General features: G+C 52.8%; 13 protein-coding genes. 4 read left to right on the forward strand and 9 right to left on the reverse strand.

Annotation, left to right across the window (positions count from 1 at the left end):
- Positions 1-400 precede the first annotated feature (400 nt).
- Entirely contained in the window at positions 401-1,042 is a 642-nt protein-coding gene (locus tag KNP84_RS02715) for a homing endonuclease associated repeat-containing protein (protein ID WP_235045171.1), read from the forward strand.
- A 330-nt stretch (positions 1,043-1,372) separates the two neighbouring features.
- On the opposite strand, the gene KNP84_RS02720 is transcribed toward KNP84_RS02715, so the two are convergent.
- Both KNP84_RS02720 and KNP84_RS02725 read right to left on the reverse strand, forming a co-directional pair.
- A complete protein-coding gene (locus KNP84_RS02720) occupies positions 1,373-3,055 on the reverse strand; it encodes a GGDEF domain-containing protein (protein ID WP_215114177.1) in 1,683 nt (560 codons plus the stop codon).
- 128 nt (positions 3,056-3,183) lie between these two features.
- A complete protein-coding gene (locus KNP84_RS02725; protein ID WP_215114178.1) occupies positions 3,184-4,014 on the reverse strand; it encodes a DegV family protein in 831 nt (276 codons plus the stop codon).
- 169 nt (positions 4,015-4,183) lie between these two features.
- Between KNP84_RS02725 and KNP84_RS02730 the strand changes: the two genes are divergently transcribed.
- From KNP84_RS02730 to KNP84_RS02740, 3 genes are all read left to right on the forward strand, one after another.
- Entirely contained in the window at positions 4,184-4,882 is a 699-nt protein-coding gene (locus KNP84_RS02730; protein WP_021066471.1) for an ABC transporter ATP-binding protein, read from the forward strand.
- Between the two features lie 5 nt (positions 4,883-4,887).
- Entirely contained in the window at positions 4,888-7,209 is a 2,322-nt protein-coding gene (locus KNP84_RS02735) for an ABC transporter permease (RefSeq protein WP_215114179.1), read from the forward strand.
- Between the two features lie 86 nt (positions 7,210-7,295).
- Positions 7,296-8,024, forward strand: a complete 729-nt coding sequence (locus KNP84_RS02740; protein WP_021066469.1) for a DUF4261 domain-containing protein — start codon at positions 7,296-7,298, stop codon at positions 8,022-8,024.
- Positions 8,025-8,058: 34 nt separating this feature from the next.
- On the opposite strand, the gene KNP84_RS02745 is transcribed toward KNP84_RS02740, so the two are convergent.
- From KNP84_RS02745 to pulA, 7 genes are all read right to left on the reverse strand, one after another.
- Positions 8,059-8,952 carry a DUF5996 family protein gene (locus tag KNP84_RS02745; protein WP_215114180.1) on the reverse strand — a complete coding sequence of 298 codons (894 nt, stop codon included), beginning with the start codon at positions 8,950-8,952 and terminating at the stop codon, positions 8,059-8,061.
- 107 nt (positions 8,953-9,059) lie between these two features.
- Positions 9,060-9,383, reverse strand: coding sequence for a thioredoxin family protein (locus tag KNP84_RS02750; protein WP_215114181.1), 324 nt, complete (start codon positions 9,381-9,383; stop codon positions 9,060-9,062).
- Between the two features lie 19 nt (positions 9,384-9,402).
- Positions 9,403-10,254, reverse strand: coding sequence for a DegV family protein (locus KNP84_RS02755; RefSeq protein ID WP_215114182.1), 852 nt, complete (start codon positions 10,252-10,254; stop codon positions 9,403-9,405).
- 132 nt (positions 10,255-10,386) lie between these two features.
- A complete protein-coding gene (locus tag KNP84_RS02760) occupies positions 10,387-10,803 on the reverse strand; it encodes an RDD family protein (RefSeq protein ID WP_251130230.1) in 417 nt (138 codons plus the stop codon).
- Positions 10,804-10,821: 18 nt separating this feature from the next.
- On the reverse strand, positions 10,822-11,895 hold the full coding sequence (locus KNP84_RS02765) for a nitric oxide synthase oxygenase (RefSeq protein ID WP_285800454.1): 1,074 nt from the start codon (positions 11,893-11,895) through the stop codon (positions 10,822-10,824).
- A 107-nt stretch (positions 11,896-12,002) separates the two neighbouring features.
- On the reverse strand, positions 12,003-14,855 hold the full coding sequence (locus KNP84_RS02770) for an EAL domain-containing protein (protein WP_285800455.1): 2,853 nt from the start codon (positions 14,853-14,855) through the stop codon (positions 12,003-12,005).
- 184 nt (positions 14,856-15,039) lie between these two features.
- The gene (pulA, locus tag KNP84_RS02775) at positions 15,040-17,961 is read right to left on the reverse strand and encodes a type I pullulanase (RefSeq protein ID WP_215114185.1); all 2,922 of its coding nucleotides are present in this window, start codon (positions 17,959-17,961) and stop codon (positions 15,040-15,042) included.
- Positions 17,962-17,979 lie beyond the last annotated feature (18 nt).

The raw sequence follows: 17,979 nt of genomic DNA on the forward strand, positions 1-17,979 counted from the left end.
TCCGTTTCACTGACCACCCTTTCAAAAAAAAATCGTTATTTTCAAAACTTTCATTTGATTAGTCTGAAAATTAAATTTATTATAGAAGAGTACTCAACTGGTGCGACGGTGATGACCCCATTGGCCAGTTGGGTACTTTTTCGTACAGATTATTACATATTAGCCACGATAAAACTTTTTGTTTACAATTGAACCCATTTAATATTAAATTTGTAATAGAACTGTTACCATTTTTTCAAAGTATAAACAGGACTTTAGACCTATCAGTTCATAAAATCGGTTTAAAAAAACTTGAACAATGCACTTATAAATTGTAAAAACTGGCCGATAGTATGATTGTAGAAGCAACTTCGTCATCTTTGTCGGTTCAGATATGAGTCCATGGAAGGAGGAACCATCATTGAGTCAAACGCTATCCACTAAATCCCACCACTTGTCCACCGAACAGCAGAGGATGATTCACTGTATTCGACTGCTCGGCGACTTGTTGAAGGAACGTCCACGACGCTCTGTGTATCGTCGCTTCGCGATGGAACAAAGCTGGCCATCTCCCGAGTCGATTATCCGACAGTTCGGGTCATGGGCCGAGGCGCTTGCGATCGCCGGCTATGAATGGCACGGAGAGGCGACTGTCGATCTCCCGGACAAAATGCCAAAGTACACGCGTGAAGATATCATCGAGACACTCGCCCTCTACTCGCGCGACATGGGATCGATTATCACGCTCAAAAAGTATCAGGAATGGCGCAAGCTCCATCCGAAAGCACCGAGCCATTACCATATCGTCAAGACGTTCGGTTCGTGGCATGACGCCTGCGCCGAAGCCGGACTTGAAGCGAGTGTGACGTACTCGAAATCAGAGCTCTCCACCGCACTCCGTGAAGCGATTCACGAGATGGGCTTCTCTCTTTCCTTCGAAGCGTATCGCGAATGGGCAAAACGAAACAACAAACCCTCCACAAAAGCAATTCTTCATCGTTACGGTTCATGGTCGGCTGCGATTCACGCGGTCGAGTCAGAAATTTTCAATCAGAAATTATAATCTTTCATTCATAAGGAGGACGCCGGGTATCCGGTGTCCTCCTTTATTTTGTAGATGTTGCGTCATCGTCCTTTCGGCGCCCACGCTTTCTGCAGGCAATCCAGGAGCCGCATCGCTTACACTGCTGGGTCTCCGTCGGATTGCTATCCTGCAAGTGTCGGGGCGCCGACGGACGAGCGCATCGAACGCGTCACGGTACATCAACGTCCCGTGTAAGACATGGAAGTTCGATCAATATCTGTTGAACGAACTTCTATGTCTGGTGCCCGAACCTCGTTCATGTTGATTAGACAAAAAAGGAGAACACCGGCTTATTGGTGTTCTCCTTCATCATTGAATCCGTTCCGTCGACGTATCGCGATAATGGGCGACACGGTCCCGGCCGTTGAATTTTGCACCGACATACATGGCCCGGTCGGCGTGGCGGAGTAGCGTATCGAGATCTTCGTACTCATGGATTGTTTCGATGCCGATGCTCGCTGTCACTTGGACGCGAATCCCTTCAGAGCCGAACGGATGAGTGCGGAGCGCTTGACGAATCTTCTCCCCCGTCACAAGAGCGGCCGCCTCGTTCATGCGCGGAAAGACGAACACGAATTCCTCACCGCCATATCGCGTAACGAGGTCGCCGCTTCGGACGAGACGACTGAACAGCGCCCCAGCCTCGATTAACACTTCATCCCCGAACGCATGGCCGTACGTATCGTTAATCGCCTTGAAATGATCCAAGTCGACCAAGAACACGGACAACGGATACGAGGCGATGTCGTTCAATCGCTCCTTCGTCCATCGTTTGAGTGCCCGCTGGTTCGGTAGTCCGGTCATCGGGTCGGTCAGGCTCTCATGCTGGAGACGATTCCGCTCGTCAATCCGTTCGAGCGACCAAGATAAAGTTTTCAACAGTCGATGAATCTCGACAGCGATTGCCCCTTCATACGCGCCGTTCGCTGTCGTCGAAATCATGCAACTGACCGCGTTCGTCGTGCTCGACACGGGCTGGATGACGAGGGCCGAATGATGTAACTCGGTCTGTTGTGCCTGCAAGTCTGGATGCCACTCATGGAGCGAATCGTACACGAAGTACGGCTCTTCCGCATCTCGATGCCGTTCGAGTGTAAAGGCGTCGGCAACCGGTTTTGACTTTCGTCCGCTGACGTCATAGAACGTGCGGTCGCCGGTTCGATTGACTTGTAGCCAGCCACGTTCAAGTTCGACAACTTCTCTTAATCCGTTCCAAAACTTCTCAATGAGCAGTTGTTCGTTGTCGACCCGGTAGAGCTGTTCTTTCAAACGCTCGACTTGGTCGATTTTCGACTGCGTCTCCTCGGTCTCCGTCGCTTTGGACAGCCCCATCTTGAGGAGCGACAAGATGAGGAACGTCGCCATCAGTCCGGTGTAGCCGAACAGTTGGAACGCCTCAATCGCGACCATCGTGAACAATAGCTCGAGCGAGATGACGAGCCAGTCGAACCGGAGCAGACGCCACATGATCGGGAGCGGAATCCGTTCCCCGATCAAGAACCGCGACATGAGGAAACTGAATCCGAGGACGAGGAACAAGATCGCGAAGAAACCGAGTAGCGCCGTACCTTGCTCGAGCAGATGGACGTTCGGACCAATTTGTCCGCCGAGCCGCAAGTAGACGAGTCCTGGTAAGACGAGCAACATCGCCTCAATCAACGTATTGAGCGGGTAGAAATGTAAAAATCGTCGCCGCCCGACTTTGTTCGCGAACGTCCGGGCCTGGAATGTGAGCAGCAGGAGCTGTCCCATCAATAAGGCCGGGAGCAGACCGTACAAGAAGAACGTCATAAAGACAAACATCTCATGGAACGTGAAGTGTAAGTGCCGCCGCTTGAGCGGATTCATCACGAACAGGGCACCGAGCGTAAAGATGAACCAAAACAACGACCAATCGAACGTCCCGATACCGAGCCACATATAGGAGAGAATCCCCATGAAGACGATCGACCACGAGAACCAGCTCCTGACGAGGTACTTCCGAAATCGCATCGTCTCCCCCCTTTCCTTATCCGTTATCATTCTTACACAGTATGAAGGTTCTTGGTTGAAGATTCCAGCCGTTGTTTGAAAGTTTTGACAATGAAAAAAAGACCGTGACTCTCGTCACGATCTTGTCATCACTTCGCTTTTAAAAACGAGATGCCGATTGAGCCTGACCCCGTGTGTGCTCCGAGGAGCGGTGCGAGCGTGTCGACCCGAATCTTGGCTTTATCGCCGAGCCCACGTTTCCACGACTCGGCCAGCTCTGGCACGTTCCCGTGGAAAATGGAGACGTCCGTGCACTCGCCCGAATCGATGGCTTGACGGAGTGCTTCGAACAGCTGGGCTTGCGCTTTTTTATACGTCCGGACCGTCTGATATGGAACGATGAGCCCGTCTTCGAAACGGAGCACCGGTTTCAACTGCAACATGTTGCCGATGAGCGCTTTCGACTTCGAGATACGTCCGCCCTTTTGCATCTGCGTCAAGTTTTGCAAAATCAACTCGATGCGGACATCCTCGACACGTTGTTTCATATACGCTTCGACGTCCTCGAGCGCGTCACCGCGTTCGACACGTTCAATCAACTCTTCGAGCATGAGTCCCATCGTATAGATCCCGGCCCGCGAGTCAATCGCGAGCAATTTGAACTCAGCGATCTCTGCGCCTTGGACCGATGCCGAATACGTGCCGCTCAAGTCGGATGACAAGTGGACGGCGATGCCCATGTCATACTGATCTTTGATTCCTTCATACAATGTGACGAAGTCGCCGATGGCCGGTTGGCTCGTCGAGACGCGTTCGCCCGCATCAATCCATTCGTACACGGTCTTGGCATCGACCTCGACCCCATCTTTATACGGTTGATCCCCTTTGACGACGTAGAGCGGGACGATATGGATGTCCGGGTGGTGCTGAATAGAATCTGGAAGGACAACGGTGCTGTCCGTAATATAAGCAATTTTCATGTTAGGGCTCTCCTTCAATCAAAATTAGTACCTGGTAATATTATTTTATCACAGGTGAAGCGGTTTCACTATTTTTTCAAAAATCGAATTCCCTTGAAGTTTCACATATTCCCGTCCACAATGCGCCTGAAACGGGTAAAAGATAGCATCGGACAAAGGAGGAATCGGCATGATTCACATCGAGCACGTCAATAAAATCTATAAGACCGGGGATGTCGAGACGGCGGCGCTTAAAGACATCGAGTTGACGATTCAGGACGGCGCGTTCGTCGTGATCCTGGGACCGAGCGGGAGCGGCAAGAGCACGCTGTTGAACGTCATCAGCGGACTCGACACGGTGACGTCCGGGACAATCACGTTCGGTGATACCGTCCTGACCAAGTTGTCCCCGGAACAAATGACCGCGTTTCGGCGCGACCATCTCGGCTTTATCTTTCAACAGTATAATCTGCTCCAAAACCTGACCGTCTATGAAAACATTCAAATCGGGGCCGATTTATCTGACAACCCACTCCCAATCGATGAATTGCTTGAGCAGGTCGGACTGACGGCCGCCCGCGACAAGTATCCGTACCAACTGTCCGGTGGCGAACAACAGCGCGTCTCGGTCGCCCGCAGCCTCGCCAAAAATCCGTCCATCGTCTTCTGTGACGAACCGACGGGGTCGCTCGACGAGGACAACTCGAAACGGGTGCTCGAACTGCTCGAACGGTTGAACAAGGAGTATGACAAGACCGTCGTCGTCATCACGCACAACACCGGCATCAGCGAGATGGCCGATGACGTCATCAAAATGAACTCGGGTCGAATTATTGAATTGACGCATAACCCGATTAAACGATCTGCTCGTGACATCCACTGGGGGTGAGACAGATGCTTTATAAAAATGTATGGAAGACGCTCGCCGGTAAATGGATGCAGCTTCTCGCCATCGCCGTCATTATCGTCATGAGCTCGCTCACGTACACGATGATGTTTTATGGCATCAGCGGCATCGAAGTCCCGACCGAGGAATATCTTGCGTCATCGAATCAAGAAGACTTTGCCGTCGAAATGCTCAACCGCGTCACCGCGGAAGAAGCAACCGACCCCGCCCTCGCCGACTTCATCGCTTCAGGTCGATATACACTATCGGACTTGCAGCGTGTCGACGAGGCGGCGTTCGATGCGTTGGTCACGGCGCGGATTGATGCCGTCGAGCGTGATATGGGCAACGCGACGCTCGAACTGCGTGCCTCAAAGCTGATTAACTATCCGTTCGGCTCGAGTGAGCACCGCGGACTCGTCTTGAAAGAAGCGGACGCCATCAACCTCTCGTATCTCGAAGCGGGCAAGCGCCCCGTACGAGACGACGAGGTCGCCATCAACGCGAAATACGCCGAGAAGAATGACATTGCCATCGGCGACACGATTGACCTCGGCAGCCCGTTCACGGTGAGCGGGTTCGTCCTGTTCCCGGACTATACGTTGCCGCTGTTTGATGAAAATTACTTTAACCTCGACCCGGGCACGCAGACGCTTCTCCTCATGACGGACAACGCTTACGAGGAAGTGACCGGCACGGAATCGTTCCGTTTGGCTGGTGCCGCCGACGGGACGGTCGTGACGGACGTCGAGCTCCCGTTCGTCATCTCGGTCATGGAGACGGAGAACATCATGCGCAGCGGCGCCATCTATAGCGAAATCTCGTCCGGTAAAGCGATGGCGCTCGGCTTGAGTTTATTCATCGTCTCCATCGCCGTCATCATCGTCGCCATCTTGATTTCGAACATGCTCGAGGCAGAACGCGGACAAATCGGTCTATTGAAAGCAATCGGGTATAACCGACGCCAAATTGCCATACCGTATCTGGTACTCATCTTGGTGTTCGCGACCATCATGCTCGTCATCGGCTACTTTCTCGGGCTCTATTTCGCCGAACCGCTCAAAAACCTGTATCTCGACTTTTATCTGTTGCCGTCCATCACCATCGCTCAAAGCCCGCTCGTCTTTCTCACGGCCGTCTTCGCCCCGCTCTTCTTCTTCGCACTCGTCGCAGGGGCGGTCATCTATAAAATCATGGGTGAGAGCGCGCTCGCTTTGTTGTCACCTCGCGACAACGTATCGCTCAACCGCCTCAGTCGGATCGTCAGCCGCATGCTCCGCAACACACGCGGCAAGACGAAGTTCAAATATTTATACGCCGTCAAAAGCACGGGCAGTTTCATCATCTTCTTCCTCGGCATCCTGTTCTCGACCCTTCTCATCGTCTTCGCCCTCATGATGAACGGGGCCGTCGACCGGATGACCGTCGGGGAATTGAATGAGGCCGACTATGCGTACGAGGCGTATACGACGACGCAGCCCACGCTTCGTGACGGACAAGAACCGTTCCTCACCTATCCGTTCGCGTTCGTCGAAGACAAGCTCGTCACGTTGAAAGGGCTCGATGCGACAAACACGCTCGATCGGCTTATAGACGAAGACGGGAATGACTTGACGCCTGCCGCAGACGAGGTCATCGTGAGCGCCTCGCTTGCCTTGAAGCTCGGACTCGAGACCGGGGACACCCTCAAGATTGAACTCGAAGACGAGACGCTGTCGTATCCGATTAAAGGCATCGCGGATGAGTATATGGGGGACACCGTCTATCTATCGCGTGCGGCGCTCAGCGAACAGTTGTCGGACGGGACGACGGACGAGTTGTTCAACGGCATTTACGCGACCGAACGGCCGGACGAGACGGACTATCCGACCATCATCTCTCGGAGCGGCCTCATCGAGCAGTCCCAGTCCATCAATGAATATATGAATTTGATGATGAACGTCATGATCGGCGGGTCGGCGTTAATCGCCTTCAGTATCCTGTTCGTCTTGACGGCGCTCACGGTCGAGAAAAACTATTACGTCATCTCGCTGTTGAAAGTGATGGGCTATGACCGTCGTGAGGTCCGTTCGATGATTTTGAACAGCTATTTCATGTACGCGCTCGCCTCTGCGCTCCTCAGCATCCCGATCGCCCTCCTCATCTTGCGGGTCATCATCGTCGTGTTCGCAGAAGATTACGGCCTCGTCCTGCCGCTCGAATTTGAATGGGTGTACGTGCTGTATACGCTCGGCGCGGTGACGCTCCTCTTCTTCGCGAGTACGTTCATCAGTCGTCGGAAAATCGATCAAATCCCGTTACAAGAAGTATTGAAGACATATCAAGAATAATTTGTCGCCAAATAGGGCATAATAAGAGAAGAGACCGGGCCTCTCCCTGTGAGGGGCCTGACTATTAGAAGAAGAGGATGATTCTTATGAACCGTACACAAGTATTGCTCGCCATCCCAGGAAACTGGTCGTCAGCCGAGGCAGTCAGCGAACAAATCAGTTTACATAGTGAAGGCTACACGATGGCCGGCCTGTTGCTGTTAGAAGACGAGACCGGAAAAGCGTTCACGGTCGAAGTCGTCGAGCGCGACCCTGCCCTCGCCGAGGCGATGATTCATGCCAGTTCAGGTGGCTTCACGCCGAAAATCGCGAAAGGGCTCGCCCGCCATACGCACATCGTCTATTTGATTGTCGACGTCAATGACGTGTCAGACATCGCGGCGGCGCGCCGTGCAGCCAACGCCATCTTGAACGCCGGCGGCCTCGGCGTCATGGTTGAGACGGCTGGTGTTGCCTACTCGAAAGACGAATGGCAGGAGTCGAAAGAAGAAGACCTCGCCCTCGACTACTCGCTTCTGACGGCCATCACGGAAGAAGAAGATGCCTACGTCTCGTGGGGCATGAAAGCGTTCGGTCACGCCGACGTCGCCGTACCGGCCACGCTCGAGATTGAAGACGCGATTCACGTCGTCCACTCGTTCAACTTCCACCTCATCTCGGGTGGTTCGATGTTCGGAGACGGAGACAGCTTCACGTTCGAGGACGGCAAGACGTTCACGGTCGAGATGGGTGAAGACGAGCGGACGTCAATCGACAACTTGCTCCATAACCCGTTCGGCTTGATTTACCTTGTGCCACAAGTCGCGGCAGAATAAAAATAAGGGCTCACAGACTTTCGTCTGTGGGCTCTTATTTTGGTTGCGGCGGCATATCGAGCGGCAAAAAATAATGCGCGCACCCTTCCCATCCGAGCTGTTCACTCAACAGGTCGAACGATGTCTGGAAGAAAGCTTGGACGTCACTTGACCGATTCCCCTTTTCCAGCGACAAGAAGCACTCACTCATTTTGGCGTCATAGTAGGCATCCGCAGGTTGAAGCCGTTCCGAGGCGAGCTCGGTGTATTGAAACGGATACGGCAAGATAAAGAACGTCGGCACGTCGACAGACTCATCCCCGAGCCAAAAACCGAACTCAATCATGTGCTCATCGAACGCCGCCTTCTCGATTAGTTTGTCTTCCGGGAACGGCTCGGACTTCCCGTAGACGATAATTGACGACACGTCGAACGTGCCCCAAAACAAAGCCGGTTTCACTTTCCGGCATCGGAGCGGAGCGAGAAACGTTGCTTGTTCCCGCGCCGCGTATTGAAACAAACGCACACCTTTCTGAGCAACCGAAGCGTCATAGACGAGAGACGTCTCGTCTCGGTCGAGCCACCACGTGTCGCGCATCTCTTGCGATTTCGGGTTGATGGTGACCTCGACGCCAGACCCACGGAGCGCGCTGACGATTGCGTCGTAGTATGACTTGATTGACGTCCCGTCGGTCAACGGGATTGCGTTCGTTTTGCCTTCGACTTGCACGGTGATCACCGAGGTCGCGACATCGACGTCCACCTCAAACAACGTCTCCCCGCTCCAAAGCGGCCCAGTCGAGAATCCGGTCACAGTAAGTGGCAATGTAACGTGGGCCCATTGCGGTTCTTTCGGGGCGAGCCCGAGTTTGATTTTCCCTAAGATTTGCGAGACGAGATGAAGCGTGCGCTTCGTGTCGGCCCATTCGGAGTGACGTATCAGATTCATCCGCGTTTCCCCATTTCTCCATTCTCATATAGTGACGCAACTACTCTATTGATTCCCTCTGCCCGGCTCCGGCAATCAAAAAAATCCACAGACACGTGTCTGTGGATTTAGCCTCGCATCTCTTGGAGACGCTCGAGTTGATGGGTCAGCTCGCCGATTGGGACGAACCGGGCGCGGCGGAGCGTTTCCCTTCCGTCGAGGAAAAATAGGACGACCGGCACCGTAAAAATCGAATAAGCGCCGGCAATCTCCGGTACTTGATCCGAATCGATGGCGACCGCCTCGATATCGGGAAACTCCGTCAACATCTCTTCGACTTGCGGTTTGAGCGAATGGCAGACGCTACAGGTCGGATGCGAGACGTAGACGAGCAATTGGTTCGAGTCCGCAATCCGGTCTTGTAACGCCGTGAGCGTGGTGACAGCTTCCATCAAACTCCCTCCTTTATGGTTACGCGTCGAGCCAGAGAATTCCGACCGTTTCAAAGCCTGCGTGGACCGCAATCGACGGACAGAAACGTGTCTTGACGATTTCAATGTTTGGCAATTTCGCTTGGATGAGCGCGACAATATTGTCTTGCATTTCTGGAGCGAGCGCCGTCTGAACGAAGACACGGTTGTTATGAATGCCGTTCGCGGCGTGACGACGTTCTAGCTCGGTCACCATCTCGGCATATGCTTTCTTGAGCGACCGTGCTTTTTTGAACGGGATGACCTTCCCCGTCTCATCGAGCGTAATAATCGGTTTGATATTGAGGATGTTCGCGAGGAACATCTCGCCTGACGACACGCGACCCCCGCGGCGCATCGTTTCCATGTTGCCGATAATCATGAAGAAGTTCTTCTTATCACGCCACGCTTCGAGCAAGGCGACGATTTCTTCGACCGACTTGCCTTCAGCTTCGGCGGCGAGACCGAGACGAACGAGCTCTTGTTGCGCCTCGAGCGCTGCGTGCGAGTCAACCGTGTATACTTTGAAGCCGGCCGCTTCGGCCGCCGCACTCGAATTTTTCACGGTCGAGCTCAAGCCGTTCGAGCAATGGACGGCGATGGCACAATCGTAGCCTTCTTCTTTCAAACGCTCATAACGAGCGATGAAGTCACCGAAGATCGGCTGTGACGTCTTCGCTTCTTTCTTTTGGTCAATCATATAGCGGTGCAAGTCTTCGAGAGACAAGTCGACTTCGCTGTAGCCGCTGCCGTCGACGATCAATTGAATCGGGACGATATCGACACCGAGACGGGCCGCCTCTTCCTTCGAGAAATTGGCCATACTATCGGTAATCCATGCGATTTTGGTCATAACAAAAATCCTCCAATGGTCGTTCAATTTTTTCCTAACTCATTATACCTTATTTTTCGAAATCCTTCCTTTCTGACTGATTCGCACGAAAAAGACAGCTCGACTCATCGTCGCGCTGTCTTCGGCTTCGACTCATCGTGTCGAAATCAATTTCGTATGGGCAAACTCATCGTGCGGCAATTCCATGTCTTTGCCCGACTTGATCTGTTGCAACGCTTTTAACAGCGGCAGACCGAGCGTGGCCGGATAGACGACATCTTTATACAGCGTCCGCTTCACGACTTGTTCGAGCGAGAGCGGTCGACCGTCTTGACTGACGACTTTAATCCCGACGACTTGGTCACCAATCGTCTGGCCATTTTTGTTGAGTAAGAAGTACACTTCCCCTGCCATCGTCACGAGCGTCGGCAAATAGTAACGTTTCACTTCTTTTCCAGGAAACAACTTCTTCCGAATCGTCTTCTCGACGAGTTTCGCTGGGGTTTGAAAAATGAGTTGGTCAATTTGACTGGCAACGGCACGTTTCCAAATTGGGACTGCCACGTTCATCATCCTCTCGTTTCGGTTCTAGGCTTTAGATTCCTCTTTTGCCTTCGCTTGAAACGCCGAAAACGGACAACCCGAACGCGCGAACAAGTTCGGCGTCACAATTTTGTCATCATAATGGCGGTGGAACACGTGCGTCGCGGCCGGTGACAGCGGCGGGATGAGCCAGCTCCATTGGCCGGTCACGTCGCGACCTGCGTCCTGTTCGTTCTTCTCGAACCGTTTGAACTGTTTCGCCGCCGTGTGGTGGTCGACAATCGTCACCCCGGCCCGCTCGAACGACTGTAAGACGGCAACATTCAACTCGACGAGGGCCCGGTCGCGCCAAAGCGTCCGCTCTTTCGACGTATCGAGCCCAAGGGACGCGCCGACAAGCGGCAAGAGATTATAGCGGTCCGTATCGGCCAAGTTGCGCGCTCCAATCTCGGTCTCCATATACCAGCCGTTGAACGGGATTGATGTGAAACGCTGGCCACCGATTTCAAGCTCCATATCGGCGATGGCCGGGACGGCGTGCCACTTGATCGTGCGTCCGTCGAACAAGTCGCACGCCTCATGCCGAATCTCGACTTCGAGCACCGCATCATCTGGCAGTTCATAGAGCCGGACCTCACGACCGTCCGTAATCAACAGCGGCAAGACGTCAAACTCGGTCCCGGTCCCGCTCCAGCCGAGTCGTTCGGCCTGTCGCGTAATCGTCAAGGATAGCGGGTCGCCAACGATTCCGTCCTCCGTCTCATACGCCGCGTACCGGATGAGTTGCGCGTTCAACAAACGGAACTCGTTCGGGAGCACCGTCATCGTCGATCGGATTTTTCCGCCATTTGTCGCGTAGCGCAGGTGGTCGACGAGTGCCTCGAACACTTCGTCGAACGTCTTTGCGTCGCGGGCGTCCCGGACGGTGAGCGTCTGCCAAAACAGACGGCCGATGCATCGGTTCGAGTTCCGCCAGGCGAGCTTTGCGCCTTCCGTCAACTCGTCGGTCGTCAGCGTATACGTTCCCGTCTGTTCGATTTCTGTGATAATCGCCTCGAGCCGGTCTGCGTGATCGCCTTCTAGTTGTGAGAAAAAGTGTCGGGCTGCCTGAATGTCCATCTCATGTATCTCCTCTTTCATTCTGTCCCTCCCATCTTAAGGGAAACCTTCCTCGTTTTCTACCCGGATGCCATAAAAAGAGCGGACCGATGTGCGGTCCGCTCGTCTCATTCGATCTCGACGACCAAGTCTTTCGGTTGTTCAATCGTAAAGTCTCGCGGTTTCTCGCTCTCGAGATTGGTCAGCCTGTTTTCGAGTTCGACCGTCTGTTCATAAGACGCCTCGTACTGGTACAGTCCGTTGGCCAGTTCCGTCAGTCGGTTCACCCGAATCGAGAACGGGTCTTTCCCGTCGTTTAGAATGATGACCAAGCCGAGGTCGCTATCGATTGGAAGCCGAATCGATCCGTAAAAGGCAATCGTCTTAAAGCCGCGTCGCATAATCAGAATCGGAGAGGTCCCGACTGCGACGTCTCGATTGCGCAGACGGGTGATGGTGATGCCGGCGTGAATCAATCGATTCGATGGTTGGATCACTTCGATCGTCTCTTCGACCGGCGTCAGCACGTTGCTCGCGAGCGCCTGTTCAAAATCAACCTCTTTGAGTGGACGACTGAAGATGAACCCTTGAATGACATGGCATCCGAACTTTCGCAGGCACAGCAAGTCCTCCATCAATTCGACACCTTCGACGACGACATCCATGCCGAACTCCTCGGCGATGACGAGCAGGCTACGAACAATCCCTTGCGCTTTCCGATTCTGACTGACGCGATGGGCGAAGACGCGGTCAATTTTAATCGTTTGGGCGCTATACGCTTGTAAGTAAGCGAGTGACGAATAGCCTTTACCAAAATCATCGAAGGCGATTGGGATGCCGAGTCGGTTCAATCGTTCGAACGCTTGTGTGATTTGTTGGGCGTCCTCTAGCAGTGACGTCTCCGAGATTTCGACCTCAAGTGCGCCTTTCGGGACATCGAACCGGTCAAGTGTATCTTCGAGCACGCGTTCGAAATGCTCTTGATACAAATATTTAGCCGACACGTTAATCGAGATTGGGATTTTTTTGGGGAGGATCATCACGTAGCGACACACTTCTTCAATCAACCAGTTCGTCAAGTCGAGGTGGAGGCTGCTCTCCTCAGCAAGCGGTATGAATTCGGCCGGCGAGATGGAGCCCCACGTCGGATGCGTCCAACGCATGAGCGCCTCAGCCCCGATGATTTCACCCGTCCAGGCGTTCACTTTCGGCTGATACATGAGATAGAACTGTTTCGTCTCGAGAGCGCCCCGCATATCACGAAGCAGTTCATAGCGCTTCAGCGACTCGATGTCCATTTGTGACGAATACAGTTCGAGCTGGCTCCCCACCTTGCGATCCGACCGGTTCATAGCGATACAGGCCCGTTGAATCAATTCACTCGCTTGCGCCCCGTCGTCCGGATAGCGGCTGACCCCGATGGAAATTCGGGCGAACAAATCGTACACATCGACTCGGAACCGGTGTTTCGAGAGCGTACCGAGTTTATTGCCGAGCGCGAGTACGTCCTCATCTTCCATCCGCCGCGGCATGACGATCAATACGTTGTCCGCATCCAAATGACCGAGCACTGCATCCTTCGGTAATAAACGACTCAAACGGTTGACGGTCACGACGCGCCATTGATCCCCGAGCTCAAATCCGAACGTATGGTTGATCTCCGCAATCCGATTAAACGACAGCGAGAACAACGTGAACGGGGCCTGTTTTTGCGTCAATTCGTATACCGTCTCCGTAATCGACTCGCGATTCGGCATGTTCGTGATTGGGTCGAGCGAGGCGAGACGGAATATCTCTTCCTGTTGCTCTTTCAATTGTGTGATGTCTTTAACGAGAGTTCGTAGCCCGATGACTTGTCCAGACTCTGAAAAAATCGGTTCACGGTTCTCTTCAATCCACTTTACTTCCCCTTTGGCAAATATTCGATAGGAGAACGTAGAAGACTTTCCGCTCAGCGTCATTTCCCGCGCCTGATGAATTTTTGGAATATCATCCGGGACGACGACTTTTTGCCAGTAATCCGGATGGGCATTGAACTGCTCTTCCGTATACCCGAATACGTGCGCAAAGCCCGGCGTCAAAAACTTGAACTGTTTTGATTCAAAATAGCGCTCGAAAATGACCGAATCGACAATCTCGCACAACTGTTTTACTTTCGACCTTTCCTCGGTCAACTCCGCTTCCACGCTCGTCAAGTTCGTCACGTCGAACATCGCCCATGTGATTGCTTTCCGATCTTTGGACATTCCGACTTTCACAATCATGTTTAAACAGCTCTGTCGCTTCGGATTGAAGACACGCAATTGTGTCTCATACTCGAACTCGTTCGGATCTTGAATCAATCGATTGACAGCTGCAGCAAACGTCGGCCGGTCGTCTTCGTGAATCAAATTGCGAAAATGTTCACGCTCCATCATATCAAGTTGCCGTTGTGACAATCCAAGCAACTTTCCCGTTTGCGGAGAGTGATAGAACTCACCCGTCTCAAGGTCGAGTTCAACCAAAATCAACCCAGGAATCCGCTCAAATAATGCCCGACTGACAATCATCTTATTGTAACGTTCGCGCAGTTCCGTCTGGGTCGTCAAATCTTTGACGATACCGTACAATCCGGTAATGACATGCCCCGTATAAAGCGGTGTATTCGTCACGGACAGGTGGATTCGTTTCTGGTCCTCATTAACGGCCTTCAGTTCGTAATGGACCGTCTCGCCTTGAAGAGCTCGTTGATGAAACGAGATGACACGCTCCATTTCCTGCTTGCTCAGCCAAGTGTCTGGTTTTAAAAAGCGTGCTTCTTTTCCTTGGAACAAAAGGGATAGCTTCTCGTTTGAATCTATTAAATTCATGTCACTGTCTAGCACGTAGACCGCGTCAGGATATTGATCAATCAGGAGGGGGTCAAGGTTGATTCGTTCATTTCGATCGATTTGTTCAACGTTTACTTCCAATACTGGTTTCCAATTCCGGAAAAAGCCCATGCACTTCACCCTTTCATGTGACGAATGTCATGCTGAAACGTGTCTAATTGTTTAAATTATATAAAATCGTATAATCACATCTCCCTGTTTATTGGATAATCATGGGAATGATTTTTCTGAATTGCACATTGAACCGTTTGAACACATAAAAAAACCAGAGGTCGTTTGACCTCTGGTAAGTTGCTTAACGTTGTTTCACGACGACCGAGCCGTAGGCCGGTACATCGATTGAGCCCGAGACGCGTTTAATCGTCTTCGTGCCCGCTTGTTTGCCATCGACGATGAGGTTCCATTGCCCGCTCGGCAATTTTACTTTGACCGTCTTAGCGTTGGCGTTGTGTGTGATGAACAAGTCTTTCTTCTGGCCTGGCGCTTTGTCATCGATCGAGTAGCTGATGACGTTCGCTTCAGCTTTATAGAATTTCAAGTTTTTCTTCACGTCAACTGCCTTCGTCATGCGGAGACCTGGGTTGTCTTTACGCATTTCGATTAAGCCCTTCATGTACTGGACGTCCGCCTTACGGTCGGCTGCCCGTTTCCAGTCCATTTGGTTGATGCGGTCTGGCGATTTGTACGAGTTGTGGTCGCCTTCTTTCGTCCGCATGAACTCTTGACCGGCATGGATGAACGTCGTTCCTTGGCTCGTCAAGAGGATGCTCGACGCGAGACGGTGCATCTTCGTGCGGTCCGCTTCCGACGTTTTCGCGTTCGTGAGTTCGAGCTTGTCCCAGAGCGTGTGGTTGTCGTGCGCTTCGACGTACGTGATCGCTTGCGTCGGTTCTTTCGTGAAGCCTTTGATGTCGGCGCTATAGTCAATCTCACCGACGATGCCTGTCTTGATGCGGTTCTCAAGGCCGGCTTTACCATTGATGAAGCCGTTGTCCGTGTCGATGAAGACACTGCCTTTCAAGCCGTCGCGGATGTTGTCGTTGAAGTGTGCGACGCCTGGCATCTTGTATGCGTTCTTCTGGTTCGCTTTCTTCGCCGGGTCGAGCGGCGTGCTGAGGTCCCAACCTTCGCCGAAGACGAGGATAGTTGGATCCACTTTGTTCAACGCCGAACGGACTTGGTTCATCGTCTTGACGTCATGGATGCCCATGAGATCGAAACGGAACCCGTCCCAATGGTACTCTTGCGCCCAATAGACGACCGAGTCGACGATGAGCTTCTGCATCATCTTGCGTTCAGACGCAGTGTCGTTGCCGACGCCCGTTCCGTTCGCGAAGTCGCCGCCCTCTGTGTAACGGTAGTAGTAACCTGGGACGATTTTATGCAAGTTCGAGGCCTGCGCATCAAACATGTGGTTATAGACGACGTCCATGACGGCGCGCAAGTTGTTGTCATGGAGCCCTTGAATCATTTGTTTCATCTCACGAATCCGGACTTTCGCGTCATATGGATTCGTCGAATACGAGCCTTCCGGCGCGTTATAGTTTTTCGGGTCATACCCCCAGTTGTATGATGCATCCGGTTTCGTCTCATCGACCGAGGCCGTGTTATAGTCGTACACCGGAATGAACTGGACGTGTGTGACACCGAGGTCTTTCATATGGTCGAGGCCAGTCTTTGTGGCTGTCTTCTTGCCGTTGACGAGGAGGCGTGTGCCTGGCTCGACGACGCCGAGATATTTGCCTTTGTTTTTAATCCCTGAATCGTACTTGTCTGACGTGACGTCGAAAATCGACAAGTCGCGAACATGCGTCTCATAGATGATGGCGTCTGTCCGTTTCGCCAATTTCGGCTTCATCGAGTTCCAACGTTTCGGTTTCGTCTCGTTCAAGTCGACGACGACCCCTTGGTCCCCGTTCACACCGACTGCTGTCGCGTACGGATCGACCGCGCGGACGCTGCCTGACGCGTGCTTGACGTTGTACGTGTAGCCGATGCCGTCCAAATCGCCACGGACGTCCGCGACCCATGTGCCGCGCTCGCCACGCTTCATCGAAATCGTCTTCTTCAAGTCTTTATCCGAAGCTGGACGCGTTTTCGGCATGTTCCATAGTTCGAGCTTCACGTCTTGTGCCGTCGGGGCCCAAAGGACGAATTGTGATTTTGACTGCTTGTACGTCACGCCGAGTTTGCCATCATAGGCATACTTCGCATCGAACTCCGGTGACCGGAGGACGTCGCCTGCTTGGAGCACTTTATCTCCGAACGTCGGATGCTTCGCCGTAATGACCGTCGCCAAATCGATGTCGGCACTGAAACGGACGGTGACCGACTTGTCGCCTGACTTCTCAACCGATTCAACGGTCGCACCTTCGACCGTCAATTCGCTCAAGAACTTCTCATCGATGACGCGGTTGAGCATGAGCTCCGCTTGACGGAACGTGTCCGCCTCAAATGAGACGATTTTCGGTGAACGATCGATTTCTGGTTCTGAGTAGTAAATCGTCGAATCTCCTTCGACGAGCCAAATCTCTTTCGCCGTGCTGAGCGCGAAACGGTCTGTACCGTCTTTTTCGGCCCATTCGCCTTTTTTCGTGACGAGTCCGATGAGTTTCTTCGCGTCCGGGTTCGCAAACTTCACGTTCGCGACACCGCCGAAGGCGTCCGTCTCATCGAAGTTGATGTTTTGACCTTCGCCACCGTCTGGCCATGTCCAAAGACCCCAGTCCGTGTATGTATTGTCGTAACGGAAGTAATGAACTTTCATATCCACGTCCGTTGCTGCCGTCTCCCCGTCTGGGTTCGACGTATAGATTTTCGAGTCCCCTGACTTGATCCATACTTCGGCAACGCCGTCTTTAATCATATCGCTCGTGATGAAGCGGTCGTTCTCCGACCCTTTATCTTTCTCCCAGTTGTCCGTACGGACGATGAGACCGAGCTTTTCAGGTGAATCGACCGGAAATTCATAGGCCGCCACCTTTCCGAAGTCATCCTCGCCGTTGAAGGCGAAGGCTTTATTCGGGAAATAATCTGGGTTATTCGCCCAAAGCCATAAGTTCCAATCTGTTTGATTGTCCGGCGCCTCTTGATAGTGAACGACGACGAGCGTCGACTTGCCTTTATCGAGAGCGGACGATGACATCGGAAACATTGAGAGCACTAGTGCAAACGTTAGCACAACTGCCCATGCCTGTTTCCATCGCTTGTTGACCATATGGGTCCCTCCTTGTAG

Origin of the sequence: Exiguobacterium sp. s70, assembly GCF_018618315.1 — a bacterium.
Taxonomy (GTDB): domain Bacteria; phylum Bacillota; class Bacilli; order Exiguobacteriales; family Exiguobacteriaceae; genus Exiguobacterium; species Exiguobacterium chiriqhucha.